Consider the following 26,169-nt stretch of genomic DNA (forward strand, 5'->3'; position numbering starts at 1 on the left):
TATACAAAAACACTTCTAAAGATTTTATATCTTTAGAAGTGTTTTTTCGTTTCAGTCGCTTTTAAACATTGTCTTTTGTCAATGCAAAGCATTTCTCTATTCATTACGGTAAACGCTTCAGACACGTGTAAAGCATACGGATTAGATTATTTTCGACTTTTAACTTTTTATTGCAAACAATGACATCGGACTAATACAAGTATGGTTTCATCTCACCTTTTCTATTTATTCGTTTTCCAGCAAGCGTCCGCATCCTTTGTGAAATAACTTACACGTACACTAACTTCATATTTTAATCGTTGATTCCTCTCGGTTCGGTAAACGATCAATTATTTCATCGGTAGCTGCATTCGCAACAAGTAGTTCATATTTCTATACATGTATCGCGACCGGCAATGGAAGTCTACATGAAGCGATGCCATTGTGCTTTTTACGTTCAATGTGACAACTCTTTCGGAGTCGTTTGAAGATGATGTGAAAAAGTACAGTAGCGACGATGCTTACAACCCCCTCATAGAACAAAAAAATCGCTTCGTTTGATTTTCTCAAACGAAGCGATGTATTAAAAACGACTCTTTTTATTCGTATTCTTTTTCGAAATTAATTGTGCTACGTACTGTATTGATTGGGCGAACTAAGCCTTCGATTTTTTCACGTTCATTTTCAAAGAATGGTGGTAATGATAATTTTTCGCCTAATGTTTCGTACGGTTCGTCACCTTGGAAACCAGGACCTTCTGTTGCAAATTCGAATAATACACCGTTTGCTACGCGAACATATAATGATTCGAAGAAGAAACGGTCTACATAACCTGATGTACGGAAACCGATTGTTTCAAGGCGTTGTTGCCATTGTAATAACTCTTCTTTATCACGAACACAAAATGCTGCGTGATGCACTGTACCGAAGCCTTGCATGCCTTGTGGAAGCTCTGTGTTATGTTCTACGATTACACGTGCACCATTTCCGCCTTCTCCTACTTCGAATAAGTAAAGTGCGTCTTCTTGTGCGATTTTAGTGTAACCCATTGCCTCTACTAAAACAGCAGAGAAGTATTCGATATCTGAAATACGTACGACGACAGGACCTAATCCAGTAATGGCAAACTCATTTGGTACTGGACCTTTCGCCCAAGGTTTACCAGATTCTCTACCTGTGTTCGTTTCATCTGATACGAGTTGATATTGTTGATCATCGAAATCTGAAAATGATAATACGTTCACATCAAATTGTTTTTCGATTTTTGAATGTGTAATACCTAAACGAGTGAAACGTTTTTCCCAATATTCTAATGCTGCGTCTGTTGGGACACGGAATGATGTTTTGTAAATTTCGTTCGTACCGTGTGTTCCTTTTGGAATGCCTGGGAAGTCGAAGAATGTCATATCTGTTCCAGCGTTCCCTTCATCATCTGCGAAGAATAAGTGATACGTTTGGATATCATCTTGATTGACTGTTTTTTTCACTAAACGCATACCTAATACGTAAGTAAAGAATTCATAGTTTTTTTCTGCGTTGCTCGTAATAGCTGTTACGTGGTGCATACCTTTTAAGTTTTTCATTATATAGTTCCTCCTTGAATATCTTTAATTAATTTATCTTTGTTTAAAGATATATTATCACGTGATTTAATAGACGTCAATAGATTTCCTCAATAAACTTTTATTACGTACTTTTAAAAGAGTCGTTCCATCGGTTCTTTAACTAATTTCACTAGCATTCGTCACGATCGTTTTAGTCGATGCTTTGAAATATGTTCAACACTCACTTCTTTCGTATGTACGAACTATGAAGAGACGCTTCAGCATGATTGCGTCCGCTTTAACATTTCCCGCTTCTCTAAACTACTCAAATCGATTAGTACTCCCGAACTCTCCATTGTTATACGTCTTTGGCTCAAACAATAAAAAAGCATCTGTTACGTCATATACCTTTCTACGACGTAACAGATACTTTCTTTTCATACTATTTATTTAATGCCTTTTTTAAAAATGTAGCGAGTTCTAACATACCATATGTGCCGTATGCTTTTTCTGCATCTGCATTGTAATTCGTATTCGTGTTCACATCATATGCATATGCATGACCGTCTGCATCCATAATGAATTCAATGCCTGCGACATCAATTCCGCTTCCGGCTAAAAACGCTTCAAATTTCGGAATTAAATCGGGTTTTGGCATCGGTAAAATTTCAAACTTCATAGCAGGTTGTTCCCCGACTGGACAAAATTGATCGCCGATTTGGCAAGCGTCTGCAGGACATAATTCAAAGCCTTCTGACGTGTCGACTCGCACAGCATAGACGAATTTCCCTCCAATGAACTCAGCTCGTGTAATAAAATGCGCTGGTGATTCGATATATTGTTGAATCAGCGTAATACCATCCACCGGCTCTTCAAAATCAGGACCTTCTACATACTGTGTCAATGCTTCGATTGAATGGAAAAGTTGAACACCAAGTCCTTTTCCGGCACGATTATGCTTCGTAATAAATGGTGTGATACCAAATTGTTTTGCTGCTTCAATAAGTTGTTCTTTCCCAACCGCTACAGCTGTTTTAGGTGTATTTATTCCGTAACGGACTAAACGCGTATATTGTTTTACTTTGCTCACTTCATAACTAAGTGCGCGACTGCCGTTAAATACCGTACGTCCATAACTTTCCAACCAATCAATGACAGCCGCTGCGTATTCTGGTGCAAATCGATGATTACGTGTATGGGATGAAGCACTCATACGGTTGTAGAAAATGCCTTCTGGTGGCTCTTGTGACAAATCGATGTGCCCCTCTGCTAAATGCCACGTTTCGTATGGTACATCCAGTTGTTGCAAACGTTTCTCTAAGTGAATAGTCCATTCATCGTTTTCATGTAAAATATATACTTTACTCATTTTCCCCACTCCTTTATGTACCACTTATTTTACTTCTATTCATAGTTTTTTACTAGGATATGAAACAAAAAATCGTGAATTGTATGAAAACTAACACAATTCACGATTCAATAGAAATATTCGGTTGTTTAAATCGGATAATTCGTTTACTTCCTTTCGTTTGGACGACAAATCGAGTCGTCGTTTCAAACGTAAACTTACTATTTTTCGTCACATTCCCTTTTACATACGATACACGTTTGCGGGTTTTCCCACTCGGTGCAATCGAGACTGCTGTCACTTTCGCCCGTGCTCGCGATTGATTATCTACATAAACAATATGTAAGTAACCTTTTGAATTCACCGCATACCGAAGTTCTCCTGTATACACTTTGACAATGCGACGATCTTTATAGAGCAGTTTTCCTTTTGCACTACGCACGTATAAATCAGGGTATTCATAAAATGAACTACTTTTACCATTTTGAATAACGAAGCCGTTCGATAATTTTTTAGTGTATCTTTTTTTATAAAAACCACCGCGCGTATGCTCATTTGAAAATCGTGGTGATTTATATGATTTATACGATTTCGCTGAAGCTTTTGGATACGACGTATCGTATGCGACACTCGCACTTAGAAATGGAATTAAAATGAATACGTAACGAAGGAATTTCTTCATTTTATCCCCTCCATTTTATCGGATTATTATTTTTTCATATCGTATTGCGCAATAATCTCATCTACATTAATCATATTACCCTTTAATAAACCACCTACTCGTGCTGGACCATTAATTAGTACATTTAGCATTGTTTTCGCTAATTTTTCCGGATTCATCTCTTCATCACTCACTAAAAAGTACTGCGCAAAGCCTAGTAAATTAGACGTCAAAATTGTCACAAAGAAATCTGGCGATACTTTTGTAGAAATCGTTTCCATATCGCGTAATACGTCCATTTGAAATAATTGTAAGAAAACGTCTTTCATTTGTGTTTGCAATGATAAAATCCCTTTCGTCTGGAATAAAATTTCTAAAATTTGCTTTTCGTCTGAAATACATTGCAATACGTTCACGAGTGTTGGATAACGCGTGATGATTAAATCTTCTGCTGATGCGTCATATGCTAAATGTTCGAGTACAGCTTGTTTAATTTTCGTCACGAGCTCCTCCTCAAATTGATCGAGCATATCGTATTTATCTACGAAATGTAAATAAAATGTCCCGCGATTAATGTCTGCCCGCTCCGTAATATCTAAAATCGTCATGCTTTCAAATCCTTTTTCCGTTATTAGTTGCGCAACAGCTTGTTGAATCGCTAGTCGTGTTTTCCTTTTTCTACGATCCATCGAATCCCTCTTTCTAAACAATTTCATCATTTTTGTTGAGTAACGAACAAATGAGCAAACATTGCATATCGTCAGAAACTCGTATTACTACTATAATAACGATATTAATTAAACAACACAATGTTGAGTAATCGACTTCGTGTTGAAGGGAGATTATTATGGAAAAAAACAAATTCTTTCTCATTCCATTTATCGCGTTGTTCGCGATTGCCTTATTATTTTTAACAGCGCAAATTCCAACGGCTAAAATGGAGCCAAAAAATTTACCAATCGCACTCGTTAATGAAGATGCAGGAGAAGTTGGTGCGACATTACTGAAACAATTGAAAAAAATGAGCCTACAACAATTCATTTTATTGAATATGATTCTGTAAAAGAAATGAAGGCTGCTATGAATGAGCGTGAAACGTACGGTGGGATCGTCATTCCGAAAGCATTCTCAAAACAACTAGCGTCACTTCAAACCGATGCACCGACACAAAGTACGTTACAGCTTTACATCAATGAAGGAGCAAATCCCGCACTTGCGACGTCTATTCAAACGATTCTCGAAAAAATCAGCACGCAACTAAATACGACACTTAGCGCACAAATCGCTGTCAAATTGCAACAAGAAACAGATGCAGCAAGCAAACAAGTCGCAACGCAACTTGAAAGTATGTTACAAATGCTACCGGCTGCCGCTGCTCCTCAAGCAGAAAATACATTCAAAACGTTACCAACGATGATTTCACTCGTTCAACCGAAATCCATTGCGATTTTAGCACAACCTGTCACGACGGAATTACTAAAAGTAAATGCCGCGGGTAAATTAACGAGCACCCCAACGGCTTTATTTACGCCTGTATGGGTCGGTAGCCTACTCGGTGCTGCGATGCTATACCTCGCTTTAAGTAAGCGTTCATTTGCTGAAACACGCACAATGCGCAAGTTCCAAGCGATTCAATCACTCATTCCAATCGTTTATGGTTTATTTGCTGGCTTTATTATTACGTGGTTTACAACGTGGATTTTAGGTTATGAATTTGATTCATTTTTACAAATCGCGCTATTCGTAAGCCTCGCTGTCACAGCATTTTGTTACATGATGTTAGCGACAATTAAATGGTTGAAGCTCCCAAGTGCTGTGCTATTCGCCTTGCTTATTTTCTTCGGTCTACCACTTATTCAAGTCGTACCCGAAATGGTTCCGCATTTTTATAGTGCATACATTTTACCGTGGTTACCGATGAAATTTTTAATTGAAGGATTGAAAGAACTTCTTTTCTTCGACAATTCTTTTATGAACCACAACACGAATGTCTTAATCGGCATCACCATCGTTTCGTTCATCGTTATTTGGCTTAAAAACGTTGTAACGAAAAAAAACGCTGCTTAATTTCTAAAACGTTTCATGCGAATTCTACGTATGAAACGTTTTTTGTATGAAGAATTTTTCTGTCACGAATTGTTCAATGATCTACGGAGGCTTTTTATGCATTGTGACGTTGAATCACGTTATAATAAGAAGGAATAGATAAAAAGGAGTGACTGCTGAGTCATGTTATTACTTATAGGAGGAATCGTATTACTTGTCATGTTCGCATTGATGGGTTTAATGATGTTAAGCCAAAAGAAAATGTTAACACCTGAATCGGTAATGGATTTCACAAAAAACAATGCAAAAAAAGGGAATGTTGCCTTAACTTTAAGCCAAGGAGGTCGTACAGTCGTTGAAGTAAACGGACAAATGCCCCTTCCCGTAGCGAACATCCCGAGTACGATCGTTGCACTCGCTTACGCACAACAAGTAGCGGACGGCACGATTCAACAAGACACGATGATTTCATTGAAAGAAATCAATCGTTATCACGTACCCCGCCTTGAACTCGATTTGCATAAAGATTGGTTAAATGAAATACGCCGTGCGCACTTCCATAAAGAAGTTCCGCTTCACGAAATTGCGAAAGGGATGATTGAACATAATTCGAATGCCAACATGGAATTTTTAATGCACTATCTTGGCATAGATGCCATCCAAGCGATGTTGAAAAAACTACAATTAACGAAGCATGATTTACTTTATCCAACATCTAGTGCACTATACATCCCCGAAAAATATACGTTAAACGATACGGAGATGAATAAACTGTCGATTATCGATTATCGTAAAAAAGCATTTGCCGTGCATAAAGAGTTAGCTGAAACTGAGCCTGCTTCTTCTGCTAAAACGACTGCTAGTAAATACGCTGTCGAAAAATGGTGGCAAGACCGTCTACCGAAAGCAACGACACGTGAATACGTTTCGCTGTTGAAAAAATTAAACAACCGTGCCTTTTTCAGTGAAGACGTACTTAAAACGATGGACGCTCTTTTTGCCGATACACTTCGTACACCTGAACTTAAAAAAGCAATTGCGACAGGTGGGCTCATAGCAGCCGGCACGAATCGCTCCGTTTCAACGATTTTGTACGCGACAGATGCGGCAAGTACGAAAACAGAACTTGCCTTTTTCGCTACGAATTTAACACCTCAAGAACATATGAAATTATCATTGAGCGTTGCAAACTTTGAAGCACGCGTCATCTCCGACCCTGTTTTCTTAGAACGCTTAAAAATGAATTTAGCTTAAGCGTCAAAAAAGTCGGTCCGGTGTTATGCCCTAAAAGTTAGAGTAAAATCTAAGTTTTAGGGTTTTTTTATTTTATGCAATGTTCTTTTTCCTTCATTTCGAAATGTGCTACACTAAAGTTAACAAAAGATTACGTGTTAACTTCCCTGCTGCAAGGATAGTTAACGAAGGAGAAATTTCATGGCTGATAAAACAATGGGCTTTAAAATTACAGAAGAAATGCACGAAAAAACAAAAAAAATCATTGAAGAAAGTGGCTTTTCAGCAAAAGAATGGCTCGAAAAAGCTGTCGCACTTTATCAAGTGCAACAAATGAAAGAACATACGACCGAGTTTACGACCGATTTAAACGAACTCGAACATCATACACAACGTATTTATACGCTCGTTGCGAATATGATGGAACGCTCTCGTTATTTACGCGATCAAGCGATTTCAGATTCAACCGATTTAGTGAAACAAAAAGATGTCACGATTGCAAACTTACAAAAACAACTTCAAGAAAAAGAAACAGAAGTACAATCTGTTCATGCGGAATACGATGCACTTAATGATGAAATTGCTCAACTTGAAGCTCAAAATAAAGAAATTGCCGATACGATGGGTGACAAACAAGCATTAATCAAAAGCTATAGCGATAAAATCACTCAACTGGAAAATGACATCGCTGCTTCAAACAGTATGAGAAATGATTTTGCCGAATTGAAAAAAGAGTACGATAAACTGCAAGCGAACGTCCAACAACGCTTAAAAGAAGCGGATAAAGAAGCTCAAAAAGCATATCAATTAAATCATGACTTAGAACAGCAACTCGCTGCCATTGAAGAGCGTCATGCAAAAGATTTACAATACGTTAAAATGGAGCAACAAGCGTTGAAAAACAATGAACTCGTTGCGATGACACGTCAACACCAACAAGAAATTAACCAATTGCATGCGACATACAACGAACGCATCGAACAACTTTTATCATCAAAAGAAGAAAATTAATTTTTCATACAATAGGTTTAACAATCTAATAATGTGGCAATAGTATATATGTACTTTTCATATTCTTCTCTTTTTTGACTATTAAGCGCCCCGCTTAATAGTTCTTTTTTTGTGTTTGTTTACTGAAAATTCTAACTATAGTACAATAAATGCATACATACAATGATGGAGATGAACTCTATGAAACAACAACCGATTACGATTCGCCCAATTGAAGAAAAAGATTTACCGAAACTGTGGGAGCTTATTTATAAAGATGAAAATCCCGAATGGAAAAAATGGGATGCCCCTTACTATCCGCATTACGCCAAAACATACGATGCCTTTTTAAAAGAAAAAGAGCGCTGGGTTCGCGTAGAAGATCGCTATGCGATTGATTTAGATGGTCGCTTAGTCGGCACGGTAAGCTATTACTGGGAACATCGCGATTCCAATTGGCTTGAAATGGGCATTTGTTTAAATGAAGCCGAAAATTGGGGAAAAGGAATGGGCACAATTGCCTTTCGTCTATGGATGGACCACTTATTCCAAACACTTCCCCTCGTCCGTGTCGGCTACACGACATGGTCAGGCAACCAGCGCATGATTCGCGTCGGACAAAAATTAGGTATGCAAATGGAAGCACGTATTCGAAAAGTTCGTTTATACGAAGGGATTTATTATGATTCCATTCGAATGGGCATCTTGCGCGAAGAGTGGGAACAACAATTAAATAAATAGCAAAAACCCCTTCCAATTTTCGGAAGGGGTTTTATTTTAGCAATGACGTTACATCGCTTTCTTTTTACCCGGGATACATAAGCCGATCACCATACCGACAATCGCTGGAACGAGCCAGCCTAACCCTAAGCTATAAAACGGTAAGACGTCTTTATAAAAATTAAGAACGGATACGAGTGGTTGCCACGTTAGAGCAGGCACATTGCCAATTAATGCTGCATATCCATCAAAAATACTTACACAAAATGTGAAAATCATCGCCGTCATGTAGACACTTTGTTTATGTTTAAACAATGGTGACGTTAAACCTAAAACGATTAACACGATCGCAAGCGGATATAAGAACATCAGTACAGGTACGGCAAATTTAATAATATTCGATAAGCCGACGTTCGCAATGGCGAATGACACGATACATAAAATTGTAACGAATGTTTTATAACCGACTTTCGGGAACACTTCATGGAAAAATTCACTACACGCTGTAATTAAACCGATGCTCGTTTTCAAACAAGCAAGCACGATAATAATCGCTAATAAAATCGCACCGTACGAACCGAAGTAATGTTCTGCGACTGCAGCAAAAATTTGTCCGCCGTTTTCAAACGTACCAATTGCGCTCACGCTAGAAGCACCCATATACGTAATGAGTCCGTAAATGATTCCCATTAAAATAATAGCGAAAATACCTGCTTTCCACGTTACGTTCGCAATTGACTTCTTATCGGTAATACCTAAACGTTTAATCGAATGGATCACGATAATCCCGAATGCAAGAGATGCTAATGCGTCCATCGTATTGTATCCTTCTTTAAACCCGGTCATGAACGCCTCATTGACATACGTTAAGCTCGGTTTGACGAATGACCCCATCGGTGAAAATATGCTGACACAAATAAGGACAAATAAAAAAATTAAAAATGCTGGCGTTAAATATTTCCCGATATAGTCCATAATTTTCGCTGGATTTAATGAAAAATAAAAAACGATGAAGAAAAAGATGAAACTAAATAATACTAACCAAAGCTGACTATGCTCTGGTGAAATAAAAGGTTCAAATCCAACGACAAACGGTACGGTAGCCGTACGAGGAATCGCAAAGAATGGACCGATTGTTAAATAGAGCGCCATCGCAAAAACGACACCGAAAATCGGATGTACACGGCTCGCAAGGTCGCGTAACCCATTACTTCCTGATAACCCAATCGCTAAAATCCCTAAGAAAGGTAAACCGATCGCTGTTACTAAGAAGCCGATTAATGCTGGCCAAAAATTCGTTCCTGCAAGTTGCCCCATTTGAATAGGGAAAATTAAATTACCCGCACCAAAAAACATACCGAAAAGCATCGTTCCGATAATGGCATAGGTTGAAAAAGGTACTTTCTTGTCCATTAAGTTACACTCCTACTATGAAATTATGAAATTGATTATGCTACAAACAATCCGTTCGTAAATAATTAGTCATAATAATAGCAATATAAAACTTAAAAAACAAGATTAATTCAGAAAACTTTAGCCAATTTCAATCTTTTACGTTATTTATACGTACGAAACATGTAAATACTTACAAAAATCCTTTAAAAATACCAAACGCAATGACGAAAATAAGTCCTGCTCCAATCGTGACGGCATTGACGATATTTCCTTTAAACCGCCATTCTTCAATCGCCAAAACGATGAAAAGTAGCGTCATCACGCCAAATTGTAGCGGTAATAATTGAAAAGCTTCATTAATAAGAATGAAAAAAGCAAAGGCAAATGTAATGAGAATGAGTAATAATTTCGATAAGTGCAACGTCTCTCCCATTCGGTATCCCTCCTATACATTTTTTCCTTTTATTCCCGTATACACATGAAATAAATCCTATTCATACATGATTATTCTTTCGTTATTCAATAAAAATAAGTCTATTTTATAAAAATGAAACAAATTTAGGTCTTATAGTATGCGAAATCCACCTCATATTTCGATAAAATCTATTTATTATAGACAATAAAGGTGGATTATAATTGAAAAAATTACGTAATGTAGCGTTTGCAGCACTGCTCGGCTTCTCTTTTTTAACAAGCTATGCAGCCGCTCCTTCAACTTCTACAACAACAACGACCGCACAAGCAAAAACACTGCATACTGTGAAACTTGCAAAAACGACTGATGGAGATACCGCTTCTTTCATTTATAAAGGAAAAACGATCAAAGTTCGCTTCCTTTTAGTCGATACCCCTGAAACCGTACACCCATCAAAAGGCGTACAACCTTTCGGGAAAGAAGCGAGTAACTATACGAAAGCAAAACTAAAAAATGCAAAGAAAATCCAATTAGATTTCGATAAAAATGGCTTTAAAGGCGACAAATACGGTCGTAAATTGGCATATGTCTACGTCGACGGAAAAGATTTAAACTTACAACTCGTTCGTAAAGGCTACGCGCGTGTCGCCTACATTTACTCACCAAACACGACAAATAAAGCAAAATATTTAGTCGCACAATCGAAAGCGAAAAAAGAAAAACTGCGTATTTGGTCAAAATCAGGATATGTCACGACAGCTGGCTTCAATGCGAAGAAAAAAGCGAACGTGAAAAAAACAACAACGAAAAAAACAACAACGAAGAAAACAACTTCTTCCAAAACGAGCACATTTAAAAACTGTACGGAACTGCGAAAAGTGTATCCAAATGGCGTACCAAAGTCGCATAAAGCGTATGAAGCAAAAATGGACCGCGATCAAGACGGCTATGCTTGCGAAAAATAAATAATGTACATAAAAACAGGTCTTCTTTACGAAGACCTGTTTTTTCGTTGTTCTTTTTTCATTTGTTCGTAAATAGGTTTCAACTCATCTCGCTTCGTTCGCTCCGACGGTTGAACACCCGAAAAATAAGCAGCACGCGTTAATAAATGCCCGCCAATCGGTGCCGTTAAAAATAAGAAAGCAATGCCTAAAAGAATACGAGCATTGTAAGAATGCTCCATGAAGAGGAAGTATAAAAATACCGCAATTAATAAAAATAAAATGCCGAGCGTCGAACTTTTAGACGCTGCATGCGCGCGTGTATATGCATCGGGAAAACGATAAATACCGATGGCTGCCATCAAAATGAAAAACGTTCCGACAATCATAAACAAACAAATGAGGCTACTTTTTAGAAGAATCATCTATAATCTTTCCTTTCTCTAAAAACTTCGCAAACGAAATCGTCCCGATAAAAGAGAGTACTGCTAACAATAAAATGATTTCTACGTAAAAAGCCGTATCCACAATGATTGAAAAAATACCGATTAATCCGATTAATGACACGCCAATCGCATCGAGTGCAATGACGCGGTCAATCGTCGTCGGTCCTTTTAATAAACGTAGCACGAGTAACAACAATGAAATGCCAATCACGATGCTACAAATAATCATCACGCCAAAAATCATGTTCTCGTCACCTCCATAATCGCTTTTTCAAAACTTTGCTGAATCGATTCAATGACTTCATCGACGTCCTCTAAATCAATCGCATGAATATAGAGCGTTTGCTGATCTTCGGATACGCTGACGACAATCGTTCCAGGTGTTAATGTAATTAAACAGCTCAACAACGTAATTTCCCAGTCTGATTGAAGTTTAGTCGGATAAGCGAAAAAAGCGGGTTCCATCGTTATTTTCGGACGTAGTGCATGACCGACAACGTCGATATTTGCCTTCCACAACTCGACGCAAAATAAGCCGATGAGTTTGAGAATCGCCCACACTGTATACATGTAAAAACGTTGTTTAAACATCGAGCGCATCATCCAAATCATGAACAACCCTAATAAATAGCCGACGATAAACGTTTGTGGAGAAAACGTATTCGCTAAAAACATCCAAACAAGCGCAATGAGCATATTTAATAACCATTGCAGTGCCATTTACTTCACCCCTTTCAATACGAACTGACTGTAGAGTGTCGGGTCCATTAATAATTTGGCACCGTCTTGTACGTAAGGCCAAACGACGCTAGAGAAAATACCGTATGCAACGCAAAGAGCGACGAGTGTCACGGTAGGTACGAGCATTTTTACGTAGGTCGGTTTCGGTACGGTTTCAAATCGTCCTTCTTTGCTCCAAAAAGCGTATATGAAAATACGAATCATACTCCAAAGAACAATCAAACTTGAAAATAATACCCAAATGGAGCCGGCTATATGACCGGAAGCAAAGCCCCCTTTGACGATGAGCATTTTGCCGATAAATCCACTAAATGGTGGAATGCCTGCTATACAAAGAATGGCGATGAAAAACGTCCATGCAAATGTCGGATAGCGTGTTAAAATCCCACCCATTTGACGAAGTTGTTGCGTTCCTGTCACGTAAACGAGTAACCCCACTAATAAAAATAAAGCGGCTTTAATGAGCATGTCGTGCACCGTATAGTACAGCATCCCCGCAAAGCTTTCTTCATTAAACAAGCTTATGCTATAAATGAGTAACCCGACCGCAATGAAAATGTTGTAAATAATTATTTTCACGACGTTCCACGATGCGAGTGCGCCTATACAGCCGACGACCATCGTCGCTATACCGAGTATCATTAATAATGTGTGCGTAAATGTCGTATCGAGTGGAAATAGCAATGTGTACGTACGTAAAATGCTATAAACGCCGACTTTCGTTAACAATGCGCCAAACAAAGCCATAATCGGAATCGGTGGTGCGCTATATGCGCTCGGAAGCCAAAAGAAAAATGGAAACAATGCCGCTTTAAAAGCGAAGACAATGAACAATACGACCGATATGGCCGTAACGATTGCTGGTTGTTCAAGCTGCGTCACACGTACGCTAATGTCTGCCATATTCAACGTTCCGACGACTGCATACAACATGGCAACACCAATGACGAAAAGTGCAGAAGCAAATACGTTAATGAACATATATTTGAGTGATTCTTTTAATTGTTGTTTCGTTCCGCCAAGCACGCTTAATAAATAAGATGCCATTAAAAACACTTCAAAAAAGACGAAAAGGTTAAATAAATCACCTGTCGTAAAGGCTCCGTTCACACCGACGAGCATGAGCAATACGACCGCATAATAGTAATTCCCCTCACGCTCTCGGTCGATAGCCGTAAAGCTATACCAAATAATGAACAACGTGACGAGCGAAGCGGCGGTGACGAATAAAGTCGATATGCTATCTGCCACCATCGTAATACCGAAAGGCGCTTGCCAACTGCCGAACGTCACGACTTGTGCCCCGTCCGTATGTACTTTTTGTAAAACGAAAACGCTCATACTTAACGTGCTCAAAATACCAATTGTCGCAACGATTTTTTGGTACACACGCTGCGTCGGTGCAAACATGAGTAAAATAGCGAAAAAGAGTGGAACGATGATTGGAAATACGGCACTATTCATGGAATTCATCCTCCTTTAAATCGTCTATTTTATCTGTTTTCGCCGTTTGATACGTACGGTATCCAATGACGAGTAGTAAAGCGGTCACGCCGAAACTAATGACGATAGCGGTTAAAATAAGCGCTTGCGGTAATGGATCTGCCATCATCGCATTCTTCACACCGTCTTGTAATACAGGCGGTTTCTCTCCACCGAGTCCCCCCATCGTTAAAATGAGTAAATGTGCTCCGTGACTTAAAATCGCCGTTCCTAAAATAATGCGTAATACGTTGCGTGAAAGCATTAAATAAACCGCAGCAAAAAAGAGAAAACCGATAACTGCACACATGACAAATTCCATTACTGATCTCCTCCTATACTTTCTATAATCATCATCGTCACACCGACGACAACGAGGTAAACACCCGTATCAAAGAGCATCGCCGTATGCAATTCACTATCTCCTAAAAGAGGCAGTTGAAAATGATTAAAATAATGTGTAAAAAAGGCATCACCCGCAACAAGTCCGATGCTTGCCGTACCGAGGGCGAATAAGAGTCCAATTGCAACGAGAATTGAGTAGTTGATTGGCAACATTTTTCGAACCGTTTCTAAATCAAACGTGACGTAAAGAAGTAATAAGCCACTCGCCATTAACAATCCTCCTACGAATCCCCCGCCCGGTGCAAAGTGACCCGCTAAGAAAATATGAATGGAGAAAAGAAAAATCATGAAAAACACTACGTACGTTAACGTATTTAATATGACGTTATTTTGATTCATCTCGTGCATCTCCTTTCCGTTTTTTCGAGCGAAGTAAACCGAGGATTGCCAGTCCAGCAATCGCTAACACCGTAATTTCAAACAGCGTATCAAATCCTCGGTAATCGACTAAAATAACGTTGACGATGTTCCCGCCACCCGCTTCTTTTAACACCGTTTCTTTGTAGTATGAACTAATTGTCGGCAATAACTTTTGTGAGTAAGCTGCCATCGCAAATAACATAACGGTCAGCCCGACACTCGCCGAAACGAGAAGGCGTAGCCATTTGCCTTTTTGCTTTTGCTCTTCTTTTATTTTCTTCGGTAAATTTCTAAATACGAGTAAAAACAACGCAACGGACACCGTTTCAATGACTAATTGTGTCAGTGCTAAATCGGGCGCTTGGAAGCGAACGAAGAACAGTGCAACACAATATCCGACGACGCCAAGCGCGATAATTGCCGTCATTCGTGTCGTCGCCTTCAAAACGATAATCGTCCCCGCAACGAGCGTTACGACGAGTAGTCCATCGATGATATGAATCGTCGAAGCTCCTTCCCATGAAAAAGCGAATGCTCCTTTTTTCCACAAAACGAACAGCAGTAACATACTGACCATTCCTAACATAAACGTAAAGTATTGACGGGATTTCCCTGTCATGACGTGACGACTCCATTTTGTGAACGATGCATCGCCGATAGAGATCACTTGATTAAACAGCGTATTAAGCGTCCATTTTTCAGGCCATTTCTCGTACATTGGTTGCCATTTTTTAAGTGTTAAGACACCTAAAATACCGAGTACGATGACGCCGAGTGTCCATAAAAATTCAGCAGAAAAGCCATGCCATAAAGACACATGCACTCCGACGTCCGAAGCTGATTCGAACAATGTCGGTTGAATTGAAACGACCGCTCGTTTAATGAGCAAATCGGCAACGACATTCGGACGGAAAACGATGATTAATCCGATTATTAGCAGTACGATAGGCGCTACTAATAAGCCAATAGGTGCTTCGTGTGGTCGTTTCGGCAACGTATGCCTTTTTCCTAAAAATGTTCCACAAACGAAATACAAACTATACATAAACGTGAAAATACTTGCGAGCCAAATAGCTGCAAAAACGAGCGTGCCAAGTGGCAATGCTTCTTTTGATTGCCACATCGTCATGAAAAATAGCTCTTTTGAAAGGAACCCATTGAATGGCGGTACGCCTGCCATCGACAACGTACCGAGCATCGTCACCGTAAAGCTAACCGGCATAACGGATAGCAGTCCTCCGAGCTTTCGAATGTCGCGTGTCCCTGTTTCGTGGTCTATAATACCCGCCATCATAAACAGGGCTCCTTTAAACGTCGCGTGATTCACTAAATGGAACAAAGCAGCGAAAGCAGCAAATTGATAAAAAGTAGACGTGTCATTCGTATACGAAACGAGCGCTGCAACGCCGAGCATAGACATAATCATGCCGAGCTGGCTCACCGTTGAGAAAGCTAAAATGCCTTTTAAGTCTTTTTGCTTCACAGCAAAGAACGAACCCCAGCAAAGCGTCACAACCCCTACGATTGCAATGACATTGCCCCACACAGCAGTCGCCGCAAAAATCGGTGTGAAGCGTGCAACGACATAAATACCCGCTTTCACCATCGTCGCTGAATGCAAGTACGCACTGACCGGTGTCGGTGCTGCCATCGCATCAGGCAACCATATGTAAAATGGAACTTGTGCCGATTTCGTAAAAGCACCGAGTAAAATGAGGACGAGTGCTACGTAGAAAAGGCTCGATTGTTCTATTTGAGCAGCTTGTGCCGTCATTTCGCGAATGGACATCGTACCAGTCACATTGCTTAAAATTAAAAAGCCCCCGAGCATCATTAAGCCGCCAAAAATCGTAATCATTAACGATTTAAAAGCACCGTCTTTTGAAATACGATCTTCATAGTAATAGCCAATGAGTAGAAATGAAGCGAAAGACGTCACTTCCCAGAAAACGTATAAACTAATGACCGAATCTGCTTGCACGACGCCAAGCATCCCTGTCATGAACATAAGTAAGTACATGTAAAATTGATGTAGGCGCTCTTTTTTATTCAAATAAAAAATCGAATAAAATAAAACGAAAATCCCGATACCGCTAATGAGTAATGAGAACAACAAACTGAGTCCATCGAGTTGCGAATCAAATTTTACTTGTAAAGCCGAAATCCAAGAAATCGACTCATACTGTGTTTCTTTTCCGATGAAGGAACTGTAATAAACGGTCAGTATGATAGGAATCGGGATCACGTAGTACCCGAGATGTCCTTTGCCCCACTTTTTAATCAATGGGAGAAATAGTGCAAAAAGAAATGGAAGAAATAAAATAAACAATTGCATACCGATGCCTCCTTTTTAATCGAATACCCTCTTTAATGGGAAATACGCAAAAAGGAGCCTGTCACAAATGGGCATAAAAATCCCTTTGTGACAGGCTCCTCCAAATCAACGCATATGTAATTAATTTATACTGTATCACATATGTCGAACTAATTTCAAATGAAATTGTAAAATGACTTTTACATAGTTTTTTCTCGCTTTGTAAAACTTTTCTATTTTATAATGAACAAAAAACAAGGTGGTGACGGTGTATGGAAACAGCTCAACTCGTAAAAAAAGTCGAACAACAACTCCGACTCGCATCCAGGCAAGTCGTCGAACTTCGACACGTACAAGATGCGTATCAGCTCATTGTCGACCGGTGCCGAGAACAATTGCCGATTGATTTTGCGATGATCGTTTTATCAGATGGCGGACAGTACGACGTGAAAGCTCATAGCGGTGAGGCAGCTGATTTATTAGCACATTTTCCGATGCCTCTCGCAAGCTGTTCAAAAGTATATACGGAAAAAATCGTGACGCACTTAGACGACGAACAACTTTGTACGTTTGCAACGTATGTGAAAAATACAGCATTCGCTACGTGGTTTACCGTACCACTTCACTTTAGCGCGGAACAATTCGGCTTTTGCCTCATTGGCTATTACAAAGCAATTGAACTCATCCCAGATATGGGCATCGTCTTTAATGAATTCGGCAAAGATTTAGAAGTATCGATGCTCTATCATCAAGAAAAAAATGAAAAAGAGCAACTCGAACAATTACTTCAATTACAACAACAACTACTCGCTGAATCGATGTTAACGAATGATTTTTTAGGTATCGCGAAAAAAGTAAGTGCTATTTTTCAAACGTCCGTCATTATTTTAGATCAATTTTATAAACCTTTGACGTCCGTCATACTCCGTGAAGACGAGGGAGTTTCACTTGATTTTTCCACGAAAGCGGCTCAAAAAAACATTTGGGACGTTCGTGTAGGACTAGATGTCTATGGCTATATTGCGTTTATTCATCAACCACAAACGTCGCATTTTACGACGATTGCGATTGAAGTGATTAAAAACATCGTATCGATTCAATTTATGAAACAAAAAATGGCTTTTGACGTACAACAAAAAGAAAAAACACAATTTTTTGAGCAGTTATTTTTACCGAAACAAAACGTACAACAACTACAAGCGCGTGCCAATTTACTACACGTCTCACTCGACATGCCACATCGTCTCGCAATCCTATCGTATGAAGCGTCTGATCGACAACTACTCAAACAGCTCAAACCGTTTGAACACGACGTTCTCTTTGCTACAGTCGAGCAGCATCTTTGTCTTTTATGTCCCGCTTCGTATTCGTTCGAACCGCTATTCAATGTCGCGACGTCATACGGGGCGAAGACGTGTTTCGTAAGTCAACCTATTCAGGACGTTGACAGTTACCACACGCATTATATTTTATTAAAATCCGCTCTCCATACAGCGGAAAAAGGCTTACATTTTTATGACGTGCAGCGCATCGAACCACTATTATTTGAAATTCAAAATGAGGCGCTGATTGACGCTTATTTAACGAATACAATTGGACCGTTACTCGCACAAAATAATGCTTTATTTCATACACTCGATACGTATTTACGTCATAATGGCAACGCTTCGGAAACGGCGAATGCCCTCTTTATTCATCGAAGTACGTTGCTTTATCGCCTAGAGAAAATCGAGCAGTTGCTACACGTCCAATTGAATCAAGCTGAAACGCGCTTTTCTTTATTTTTCGCTATTAAATTGTTCCACTTCCACAATTCGTCTAAATAATTTGTAAAAATTCCTACAGTTTGTCTATAGGTTTAGATGAATGCATCGTTTATAGTCAATAAAACGATTAATTTAGGAGGTTTTTTCCATGCATACGATTCAACATTTACGTTTACCAGTCATCGCTTCACCGATGTTCATTATTAGTACACCTAAGCTCGTGATTGAACAATGTAAAGCCGGCATCGTCGGTTCTATGCCCGCGTTAAATGCACGTCCGAAAGAGTTGTTGGAACAATGGCTTATTGAAATTACAGAAGAATTAGCCGCATACAATGCACAAAATCCAGAACGCCCGGCGGCTCCGTTTGCAATTAATCAAATCGTCCATCCAACGAATGACCGTCTCGAACACGATATGGCACTTTGCGTGAAATACAAAGTACCGATTATTATTACGTCGCTTGGCGCAAGAGAAGAAGTGTTTGAAGCGGCACATAGTTATGGCGGCATCGTCTTACACGACGTCATTAATAACTTTTTTGCGAAAAAAGCCATTTCAAAAGGCGCGGACGGTTTAATCGCCGTTGCAGCTGGTGCCGGTGGTCATGCAGGTACACTTAGCCCATTCGCTCTCGTTCAAGAAATTAGAGAATGGTTTGACGGTCCACTCGCACTTTCTGGCTCGATTGCGACTGGTTCATCTATTTTAGCGGCACAAGCGATGGGTGCAGACTTTGCCTACATCGGCTCTCCGTTTATTGCGACGGAAGAAGCGAATGCGGTAGACGGCTACAAAGATATGATCGTCTCAAGCAGTGCAGATGATATCGTCTACAGCAACTTATTCACCGGCATTCACGGAAACTATTTAAAACCGTCGATTGAACAAGCTGGCTTAGATCCACAAAACTTAGCACAAAGTGACCCATCTCAAATGTCCTTTAGCGAAAGTGGTGCGAAAGCTTGGAAAGATATTTGGGGGAGCGGACAAGGCATCGGTGCTATTAAACAAGTACAACCGACGAAAGATTTCGTTGCCGACTTAGCACAGCAATACGAAGCAGCAAAACAAAACTTACGCGTAAAATTAGACGGAATTCCTTCCATCTAATCACATACAAAAGAGGACGTCGTTACGTAACGACGTCCTCTTTTATGTTTATTCACAATCCATCAAGCTTAGTCGGCTTTCACCATTTGATAAATGTAATGCATTTCAGATGCATTCATAATTTTAGGAACCGGATACAATGGATTCGCTTCTTTTAATGCCCTTTTCACCATTTCCGGAATATCACGGTTGACGATGCCTTCTAATTTCGTCGGAATCGCCATTTGCTCGTTCATTTGGCGAATCGCCGCAATAAATGCCTCGGCTTTTTGTTTGTTCGACTGTGAGCCTTCTGTTAAATGAACGAGGTCTGCTAATTCCGCAAGAGATTCGTATACTGTTTCTCCGTAAAAGTCTAATACATACGGGAGTAACACCGCATTCGCCAGTCCGTGTGGTACTTGATAAAACCCACCTAACGTATGGGCGATAGCATGAACATTTCCGACAAAGGCACGTGTAAAAGCAAACCCTGCAAGGTACGAAGCTTCTTGCATATTTGCACGTGCTTCTACGTTCGTCGGATTCGTATACGCCTCGTACAAATCGTTAAAAATGATTTTCACGGCTTTTCTACTCGCTTCAATCGTTTCTTTCGTATTACTTTTTCCGATATACGCTTCGACAGCGTGTGTTAAAGCATCCATTCCCGTCGTTGCCGTTACGAACGGCGGTAATTTCACCGTTAACATCGGATCTAATACGGCTACGTGTGGAATGAGCACCGGGTCCATCAACGCATATTTTTCATGCGTTTCACTATTCGTCACGACAGCAGCTACCGTCGCTTCACTCCCCGTGCCGGCCGTTGTTGGAATCGCATAAAATGGGGGCATTTCTTTTCTAATTTTCATGACACCTTTTAGCTGTGGAATTGTCTTGCCTGGCTTCGCAACGAGTGCTGCTACCCCTTTTGCACAGTCCATCGGTGACCCACCGCCGAAAGCAATAATGCCTTGACATTGATGCCCGTCATATAACGCTTTTGCTTCTTCAATATTCGTAATCGTCGGATTCGGAACCGTTTGGTCGTATACGACGACACGTAAATCTGCCGCTTCACATTTCTCAACGAAAGGTTGTATGTATCCAAATGATACGAGCCCTGGATCGGTTACTAACAACACCGTTTCAAGTCCATCTTTTTTAATGCGTGCTGGCAATAAATCTAAACAATTGGCCCCTTCAATTCGTTCAGGTTGTCGATACGGCATCACTTTGGATACGAGATAAAAGCTTTTCTGGAATGCACGGCAATACAATTTATTCATTTCTTCTCCCCCCATCTTCATATTTTCTATTTTATAACATTTTTACTTTTAAATACAAAAAAACAGCGAATTTATTATGTGACATTTGTAAATAGGCATGTTTTTATTTTATCGATATACTATGAATACTTAATACACGATAGAAAGCTGGTTCCATCAATGAAAATTTTATGCTTCGGAGATAGTATTACAAGAGGTGTAACGCTACAAGGTAACCGTCTACGCATCGTCAAACAAACGTATCCAAAACATTTACAAGCAGCTCGACCAAACGATGAAATTGTCAATAAAGGTGTATTCAACGATAATTCCTCTTCTTTATTACAACGCTTTGACAAAGACGTTGTCGCAGAACATCCAGACGTAACACTACTTGAAATTGGTGGAAACGATTGTGTGTTCAATTGGCAAGAAGTCGCCAATGCCCCCGACGATGTGCATCAACCGACCGTTCGTATGCAAGATTTCAAACAAAACATTCGCACACTTTACGACCGCCTAACGAACATAGGCTCTAAACTTGTGCTCGTTACCCCACCGCCCCTAGATCCCGTTAAATATTATGAGTATTTAGAAAATCTATTTGATCAATCGATTAGTAAATGGATTTGCAAAGTAGGTGGCATTGATTTTTGGCATAAACAATACAACGATGCCATCGTACAATTAAGTGAAGAACTTCATCTCTTACTCATTGACGTGCGCAAAGCATTTATCGAAACAGATCATTTCCAAGACTTCATGAGTAATGATGGCATTCATCCGAATGAAGAAGGCTATGTACTGATGGCTCAAACGATTGAACAAACGATTAAATAGTCATTTTTTGACAGCACCGATTCCTTTTTTGCATAATAGAGAAAATACGCAAAAGAAGGTGGAACGGGATGCTGTCTTTTATTTTGTTAACATTATTCGTCGTCATGAGCCCCGGAATTGATACAGCACTTATTACGAAAAGGACGATTGCAGAAGGTGGAAAAACGGGTATTATGCTTGCTATTGGCATTGCTTGTGGTTCTCTCTGCCATACGCTTCTCGCAACGGTTGGACTTTCTGCACTCATTCTTCAATCGTCTATCGGCTTCACGCTTTTAAAGTTTGTCGGTGCTTTTTATTTAATTTATTTAGGCATCAAAGCACTTTTTTCAAAAAAACAACAACCGCAACTCGCGACTCAAATGAAAAGTCGATACCAATCACCATTCTTAGAGGGACTTCTATCTAATGTTTTGAACCCAAAAGTAGCTGTCTTTTTCTTAACGTTCCTACCGCAATTCGTCACCTCATCTGAACATGCAGCGTGGCAATTTTTATTCATGGGCATCACATATGCCACCCTTTCCATCATTTGGTTTTTCTTATACGTATACTTCCTACAAGTGATCCGCAATTGGTTGCTTTCGCCAACGGTTCAACTGTGGATGGAACGTGTAACAGGACTTGTACTAGTCGGCTTCGGTATTAAATTACTTTTTACGAAAAATACGCTCCTTCATTAAGGCTAAAAGTAAATATGTAAACAAGTTTATTCGTTTATTTTTAAACACATTTACGAAAAATGATAGATTTGCTATGATTTTAGTTTTAAAAATATTCTTCTCTTTCAAATTGAATCCGTCCACTCCATAATAAATTGAATTTTATTAAATTCCCATTCTAAAAAGCATCCTTATTTAATAGTTATATTTTCACTATTATTGTGTTAAAATAAGTAAAAAGTATTAATTTTTCTATTTTTATAGGAGTGGATTTGATGGACTTTGACTTTAATTTTGTTTTACGTTGTATATTCGCCTTTTTACTACCGATGATTAGCTTATTTATGCTTTTAGCGTTCACACTCGCCAAGTCATTCGCTTATAAAATTTCTCGATTCATTGGTGCCTTTGCTTTCTTCGGTGGAATCGCTTATTTATTTGATTTCATTCGGATTTTATTGCCAATTGAATATTCTCATACGATTCATATGTTTCTCGTCATAACATGTATGAATATAGCATTCGTATTTCTCTTTCAAATCGTATATGAACTCGTAAAACCTATTGCAAAACTTCGCTTTCCTGCTATTTCGTCTATCATTTATTTGTTTCCACTTCTGACGCTTGCCTATAGTTGTTACGAAACATACGTTATCGGTTATACGCCTTACACAATCGTTGATGGTTGGCATTTCAGAGATGAACAACGTGTCGTACCATTTAACGTCTTATGTATTGTTATTCTGTATGTGATTAGTTTTGGAATGTTTGTCATCGGCTACAAACATTCCAAAACGACACAATATCGTTCATTCTTTCGCTCTTCTTTCATTGGAACGAGTGGCATTTTACTAATCGTCGCTCTGTATTATGTCGGTATTTTAAAAGGGTATAATTATTTCATGCCACCGACTCCCGGCTTATTTGCTATTTTATTAACGGGACTATTGTATGCGTGGCTTATCATTAAATTGGATTTCCTTCCGACGCTAGTGAAACGTTATGCTTTATTAATGGAGTCTTCCCCTACACCGATTGTTTATTTAGATGCGCATACAAAAATCATTGAGTTGAATGCAGCCGCGGCTCACTTTTACCATATTAAACTGGAAAATAATTTTATGACGTACTTTGATTTTGCACAGTCAAATAAAACCGTCTTTCAAAATTTATTCGATCAACTAGACCGCGAAGGGAATGTAAAAGGCTATAAAGTAGAATATATCGATGAAACGAAAGACGACTCACATCGCTATATTCTCATCGATGGATCTAAAGTACGCATCGCTGAAAAAGATTTCTACTACTGTATGATTCATGATTTAACGAAAGATTTTGCGAACCATAGACGCAATGAATATTTCGCTTTTCACGATACGCTAACAGGCTTACATAACCGAACGTATTTTGAGCAAATGGTACCGCGTGCACTGCGTTCGATCCCAAAAAATGTACAAGGAGCACTGATTTTATGTGACCTGAACTTTTTCAAAGCAATTAACGATACATATGGACATCAAGTCGGCGACCAAGTACTTTGCTTCACTGCCCAATCTTTCGAAAAATATTTACCACAGCCGTACACGCTTGCGCGACTCGGTGGAGATGAATTTATTATGTTTTACGAAGTGACGTCGAATAGCACGATTTTCGCTCAGGCAATCGATATCGTCCGTCAAAAATTCAAAGAGCATCATTTTATTCAAGATCATATCGATATCGAAATTATACCGAGCTTCGGCATTGCTTATACAGGAAAAGACGGAACCAATTACGATGAACTTTATAAAATTTGTGATGCCCGTATGTATGAAGATAAAAAGCGTATTAAAGAAGCACGTGCCTATATTGAAAACTAGCAATCATCATACAAAAATGAGACAGTGACAAAGATACTTCTTTTAAGCCAAATGTGACAGGCGCTTTCCTGAGGCATGGCTGAAGTCTCCTGCTGCGGGGTCTTCCGCTCATGCTTTTCCCTTAGGAGTCGCCATCAAATTCTTATTGAACCATCTTTTTCTAATATTGTACTGGAGAAAGGTGGTTTAACTTTGCCAACATTTAAGTATGATTATAATAGTTGATATATGCTTGAACGCTTTGAATGACAACGCCATTTATCAAGATAAAATGTTTCACACTTTAAGCTAATATGGAACGTTTCAATAATGGCGTGATCAGAAGGCATGACTTTGCCGGACATGCTCATAATAATATCTTTTTTAACCGCTTGTTGAATCACTTCCTTTCCGACACGATATTATTTAACTGGCATATTAGCTAGTCTCATTTCAATCGCCTTCATTTTCATTTCCGCTGGATAGCTAACTTTTGTCTCAACAGAAAAACACCTCCGTTTAGTAAGAATAGGTTTCTATACCTGATTCTTTCACGAAAGGTGTTTTTATTTGTCTCATTTTATTAGATCAGTTCCAAAAGGTAATGATCCGTGATTGTCTTTTTTGCATGTATTTTATTCCAATAATCATTCGTTGTTTACGATTGCAGTTTATCCATTCGTCTTGACCATTTAAATTTCGGTTTCACTTCAGCGAAAATAACGGCCATTAAAATTAAGAAACAGCCGAAAATCATACGTCCCGTTAATAATTCATGCAAAATAATGACCGAGAAAATCGTTCCGAATAACGACTCCATCGACAAAATGATCGCTGATTTTGTCGGATTGGCATATTGCATGCCGATATTTTGACATACGTAGGCAACGCACGTGCAAAAAATAGCTAAATAAAAAATAATGCCGATTCCTGTTGCTGTCACAGTCGTTGGGATTTCTCCTAAAGTGAAAACGCCGAGCAATCCGAGTACGGAAGCTGTCGCTAGTTGCACAATCGTTAAGGCAAGTGCATCTTCTGTTTTAACGAATACATTCGTGTAAAAAATATCGAATGCAAATAAAATGGCACAAGCAATCGATAAAACATCTCCGAAATTCATCGTAAAATCATTCGTTAATGATAAAAATCCGATGCCGACAATTGCCATACAAGCGGCTACGATTTCATAACGATCAAATTTTCGTTTATAAATAACGTACGCAATAACCGGCACAATTAAAACATTAATCGCCGTCAAAAAGGCATTTTTAGACACGGTCGTATACGCTAGACCGTACGTTTGGACCGTAAATCCTGCGAATAAAATCGTTCCTAATACGGCCCCTTTCCACAATACCGATTTCGATATGTACTTCAATTTTTTATGAAAAATTAAACAAATTAAAATCGTTGCGAGCGTAAAACGAAATGCCATTAATTGGAGAACCGTCCAATGTTCTAATCCTACCGCCATGCCGATAAAACCGCTTCCCCATACTAAAGCAGTAATGAGCATGAATAGTTCTCCTTTATACTTACTCAATCGATCGCCTTCTCTCTTATTTCTGATACTCATCATACTCAATTTCAACGATCTTGTGAATATATATTCGCTATTTATTATAAAAAAAGATTATTAAGTCGAAAAAACGATGAAATCAATTCGATTTCACCGC

The 26,169-nt window shown here is 39.1% G+C and carries 26 protein-coding genes; 11 read left to right on the forward strand and 15 right to left on the reverse strand.

Annotation, left to right across the window (positions count from 1 at the left end):
• Window positions 1-578: 578 nt before the first annotated feature.
• From KSHG_RS07850 to KSHG_RS07865, 4 genes are all read right to left on the reverse strand, one after another.
• Window positions 579-1,562 (reverse strand): ring-cleaving dioxygenase, encoded by a 984-nt coding sequence (locus KSHG_RS07850; protein WP_010304382.1) that lies wholly within the window; start codon window positions 1,560-1,562, stop codon window positions 579-581.
• A gap of 403 nt (window positions 1,563-1,965) precedes the next feature.
• Entirely contained in the window at window positions 1,966-2,892 is a 927-nt protein-coding gene (locus tag KSHG_RS07855; protein WP_010304383.1) for an ATP-grasp domain-containing protein, read from the reverse strand.
• 100 nt (window positions 2,893-2,992) lie between these two features.
• Window positions 2,993-3,553 carry a hypothetical protein gene (locus KSHG_RS07860; protein WP_010304384.1) on the reverse strand — a complete coding sequence of 187 codons (561 nt, stop codon included), beginning with the start codon at window positions 3,551-3,553 and terminating at the stop codon, window positions 2,993-2,995.
• A gap of 26 nt (window positions 3,554-3,579) precedes the next feature.
• Window positions 3,580-4,221 (reverse strand): TetR/AcrR family transcriptional regulator, encoded by a 642-nt coding sequence (locus KSHG_RS07865; RefSeq protein WP_010304385.1) that lies wholly within the window; start codon window positions 4,219-4,221, stop codon window positions 3,580-3,582.
• Window positions 4,222-4,379: 158 nt separating this feature from the next.
• Between KSHG_RS07865 and KSHG_RS07870 the strand changes: the two genes are divergently transcribed.
• The 5 genes from KSHG_RS07870 (at window position 4,380) to KSHG_RS07890 (ending at window position 8,542) form a co-directional block, all read left to right on the forward strand.
• Entirely contained in the window at window positions 4,380-4,595 is a 216-nt protein-coding gene (locus KSHG_RS07870) for a YhgE/Pip domain-containing protein (RefSeq protein WP_026022536.1), read from the forward strand.
• A gap of 17 nt (window positions 4,596-4,612) precedes the next feature.
• Complete coding sequence (locus KSHG_RS07875) at window positions 4,613-5,599, forward strand: YhgE/Pip domain-containing protein (RefSeq protein ID WP_026022537.1); 987 nt, start codon at window positions 4,613-4,615, stop codon at window positions 5,597-5,599.
• A 162-nt stretch (window positions 5,600-5,761) separates the two neighbouring features.
• Window positions 5,762-6,832, forward strand: coding sequence for a serine hydrolase (locus tag KSHG_RS07880; RefSeq protein ID WP_010304386.1), 1,071 nt, complete (start codon window positions 5,762-5,764; stop codon window positions 6,830-6,832).
• Window positions 6,833-7,012: 180 nt separating this feature from the next.
• On the forward strand, window positions 7,013-7,822 hold the full coding sequence (locus tag KSHG_RS07885) for a hypothetical protein (protein WP_010304387.1): 810 nt from the start codon (window positions 7,013-7,015) through the stop codon (window positions 7,820-7,822).
• 180 nt (window positions 7,823-8,002) lie between these two features.
• Window positions 8,003-8,542, forward strand: coding sequence for a GNAT family N-acetyltransferase (locus tag KSHG_RS07890; protein WP_010304388.1), 540 nt, complete (start codon window positions 8,003-8,005; stop codon window positions 8,540-8,542).
• A 48-nt stretch (window positions 8,543-8,590) separates the two neighbouring features.
• On the opposite strand, the gene brnQ is transcribed toward KSHG_RS07890, so the two are convergent.
• Together brnQ and KSHG_RS07900 are read right to left on the reverse strand one after the other, a co-directional pair.
• The gene (brnQ, locus tag KSHG_RS07895; RefSeq protein WP_010304389.1) at window positions 8,591-9,934 is read right to left on the reverse strand and encodes a branched-chain amino acid transport system II carrier protein; all 1,344 of its coding nucleotides are present in this window, start codon (window positions 9,932-9,934) and stop codon (window positions 8,591-8,593) included.
• A gap of 172 nt (window positions 9,935-10,106) precedes the next feature.
• On the reverse strand, window positions 10,107-10,349 hold the full coding sequence (locus tag KSHG_RS07900; protein ID WP_010304390.1) for a hypothetical protein: 243 nt from the start codon (window positions 10,347-10,349) through the stop codon (window positions 10,107-10,109).
• Between the two features lie 203 nt (window positions 10,350-10,552).
• Here KSHG_RS07900 and KSHG_RS07905 point away from each other — a divergent pair, with 203 nt between their 5' ends.
• Entirely contained in the window at window positions 10,553-11,296 is a 744-nt protein-coding gene (locus KSHG_RS07905) for a thermonuclease family protein (protein ID WP_010304391.1), read from the forward strand.
• A 26-nt stretch (window positions 11,297-11,322) separates the two neighbouring features.
• Here the strand turns inward: KSHG_RS07905 and mnhG are convergent, their stop codons facing one another.
• Genes mnhG through KSHG_RS07940 form a run of 7 tightly spaced genes read right to left on the reverse strand, consistent with a single transcriptional unit; the run spans window position 11,323 to window position 17,044 of the window.
• Complete coding sequence (mnhG, locus tag KSHG_RS07910) at window positions 11,323-11,700, reverse strand: monovalent cation/H(+) antiporter subunit G (RefSeq protein WP_010304392.1); 378 nt, start codon at window positions 11,698-11,700, stop codon at window positions 11,323-11,325.
• Entirely contained in the window at window positions 11,681-11,950 is a 270-nt protein-coding gene (locus tag KSHG_RS07915; RefSeq protein ID WP_147630507.1) for a Na(+)/H(+) antiporter subunit F1, read from the reverse strand. The genes mnhG and KSHG_RS07915 overlap by 20 nt, the downstream gene beginning before the upstream one ends.
• An 11-nt stretch (window positions 11,951-11,961) precedes the next feature.
• Complete coding sequence (locus KSHG_RS07920) at window positions 11,962-12,441, reverse strand: Na+/H+ antiporter subunit E (protein ID WP_010304394.1); 480 nt, start codon at window positions 12,439-12,441, stop codon at window positions 11,962-11,964.
• Window positions 12,442-13,926 carry a Na+/H+ antiporter subunit D gene (locus KSHG_RS07925; protein ID WP_010304395.1) on the reverse strand — a complete coding sequence of 495 codons (1,485 nt, stop codon included), beginning with the start codon at window positions 13,924-13,926 and terminating at the stop codon, window positions 12,442-12,444.
• A complete protein-coding gene (locus KSHG_RS07930; protein ID WP_010304396.1) occupies window positions 13,919-14,266 on the reverse strand; it encodes a Na(+)/H(+) antiporter subunit C in 348 nt (115 codons plus the stop codon). Before KSHG_RS07930 ends, KSHG_RS07925 begins: the two co-directional genes overlap by 8 nt.
• Entirely contained in the window at window positions 14,266-14,688 is a 423-nt protein-coding gene (locus tag KSHG_RS07935) for a Na(+)/H(+) antiporter subunit B (protein ID WP_010304398.1), read from the reverse strand. The genes KSHG_RS07930 and KSHG_RS07935 overlap by 1 nt, the downstream gene beginning before the upstream one ends.
• Window positions 14,675-17,044, reverse strand: a complete 2,370-nt coding sequence (locus tag KSHG_RS07940) for a Na+/H+ antiporter subunit A (protein ID WP_010304400.1) — start codon at window positions 17,042-17,044, stop codon at window positions 14,675-14,677. Before KSHG_RS07940 ends, KSHG_RS07935 begins: the two co-directional genes overlap by 14 nt.
• Window positions 17,045-17,295: 251 nt before the next feature.
• Between KSHG_RS07940 and KSHG_RS07945 the strand changes: the two genes are divergently transcribed.
• The gene (locus KSHG_RS07945; RefSeq protein WP_010304403.1) at window positions 17,296-18,849 is read left to right on the forward strand and encodes a PucR family transcriptional regulator; all 1,554 of its coding nucleotides are present in this window, start codon (window positions 17,296-17,298) and stop codon (window positions 18,847-18,849) included.
• Window positions 18,850-18,937: 88 nt separating this feature from the next.
• On the forward strand, window positions 18,938-19,903 hold the full coding sequence (locus tag KSHG_RS07950) for an NAD(P)H-dependent flavin oxidoreductase (protein WP_010304405.1): 966 nt from the start codon (window positions 18,938-18,940) through the stop codon (window positions 19,901-19,903).
• Window positions 19,904-19,971: 68 nt separating this feature from the next.
• On the opposite strand, the gene KSHG_RS07955 is transcribed toward KSHG_RS07950, so the two are convergent.
• On the reverse strand, window positions 19,972-21,174 hold the full coding sequence (locus tag KSHG_RS07955) for an iron-containing alcohol dehydrogenase (protein WP_010304407.1): 1,203 nt from the start codon (window positions 21,172-21,174) through the stop codon (window positions 19,972-19,974).
• Between the two features lie 159 nt (window positions 21,175-21,333).
• Here KSHG_RS07955 and KSHG_RS07960 point away from each other — a divergent pair, with 159 nt between their 5' ends.
• The 3 genes from KSHG_RS07960 to KSHG_RS07970 all read left to right on the forward strand — a co-directional run bounded on the left by KSHG_RS07960 (window position 21,334) and on the right by KSHG_RS07970 (window position 24,514).
• The gene (locus tag KSHG_RS07960; protein ID WP_010304409.1) at window positions 21,334-21,993 is read left to right on the forward strand and encodes an SGNH/GDSL hydrolase family protein; all 660 of its coding nucleotides are present in this window, start codon (window positions 21,334-21,336) and stop codon (window positions 21,991-21,993) included.
• Between the two features lie 68 nt (window positions 21,994-22,061).
• A complete protein-coding gene (locus KSHG_RS07965) occupies window positions 22,062-22,676 on the forward strand; it encodes a LysE family translocator (RefSeq protein WP_010304411.1) in 615 nt (204 codons plus the stop codon).
• Window positions 22,677-22,930: 254 nt separating this feature from the next.
• Window positions 22,931-24,514, forward strand: coding sequence for a sensor domain-containing diguanylate cyclase (locus KSHG_RS07970; RefSeq protein ID WP_010304414.1), 1,584 nt, complete (start codon window positions 22,931-22,933; stop codon window positions 24,512-24,514).
• Window positions 24,515-25,151: 637 nt separating this feature from the next.
• On the opposite strand, the gene KSHG_RS07975 is transcribed toward KSHG_RS07970, so the two are convergent.
• Window positions 25,152-26,036 (reverse strand): DMT family transporter, encoded by an 885-nt coding sequence (locus KSHG_RS07975; protein ID WP_026022539.1) that lies wholly within the window; start codon window positions 26,034-26,036, stop codon window positions 25,152-25,154.
• Window positions 26,037-26,169: the final 133 nt, after the last annotated feature.

Origin of the sequence: Kurthia senegalensis (genome assembly GCF_000285595.1) — a bacterium.
GTDB classification, from domain to species: domain Bacteria; phylum Bacillota; class Bacilli; order Bacillales_A; family Planococcaceae; genus Kurthia; species Kurthia senegalensis.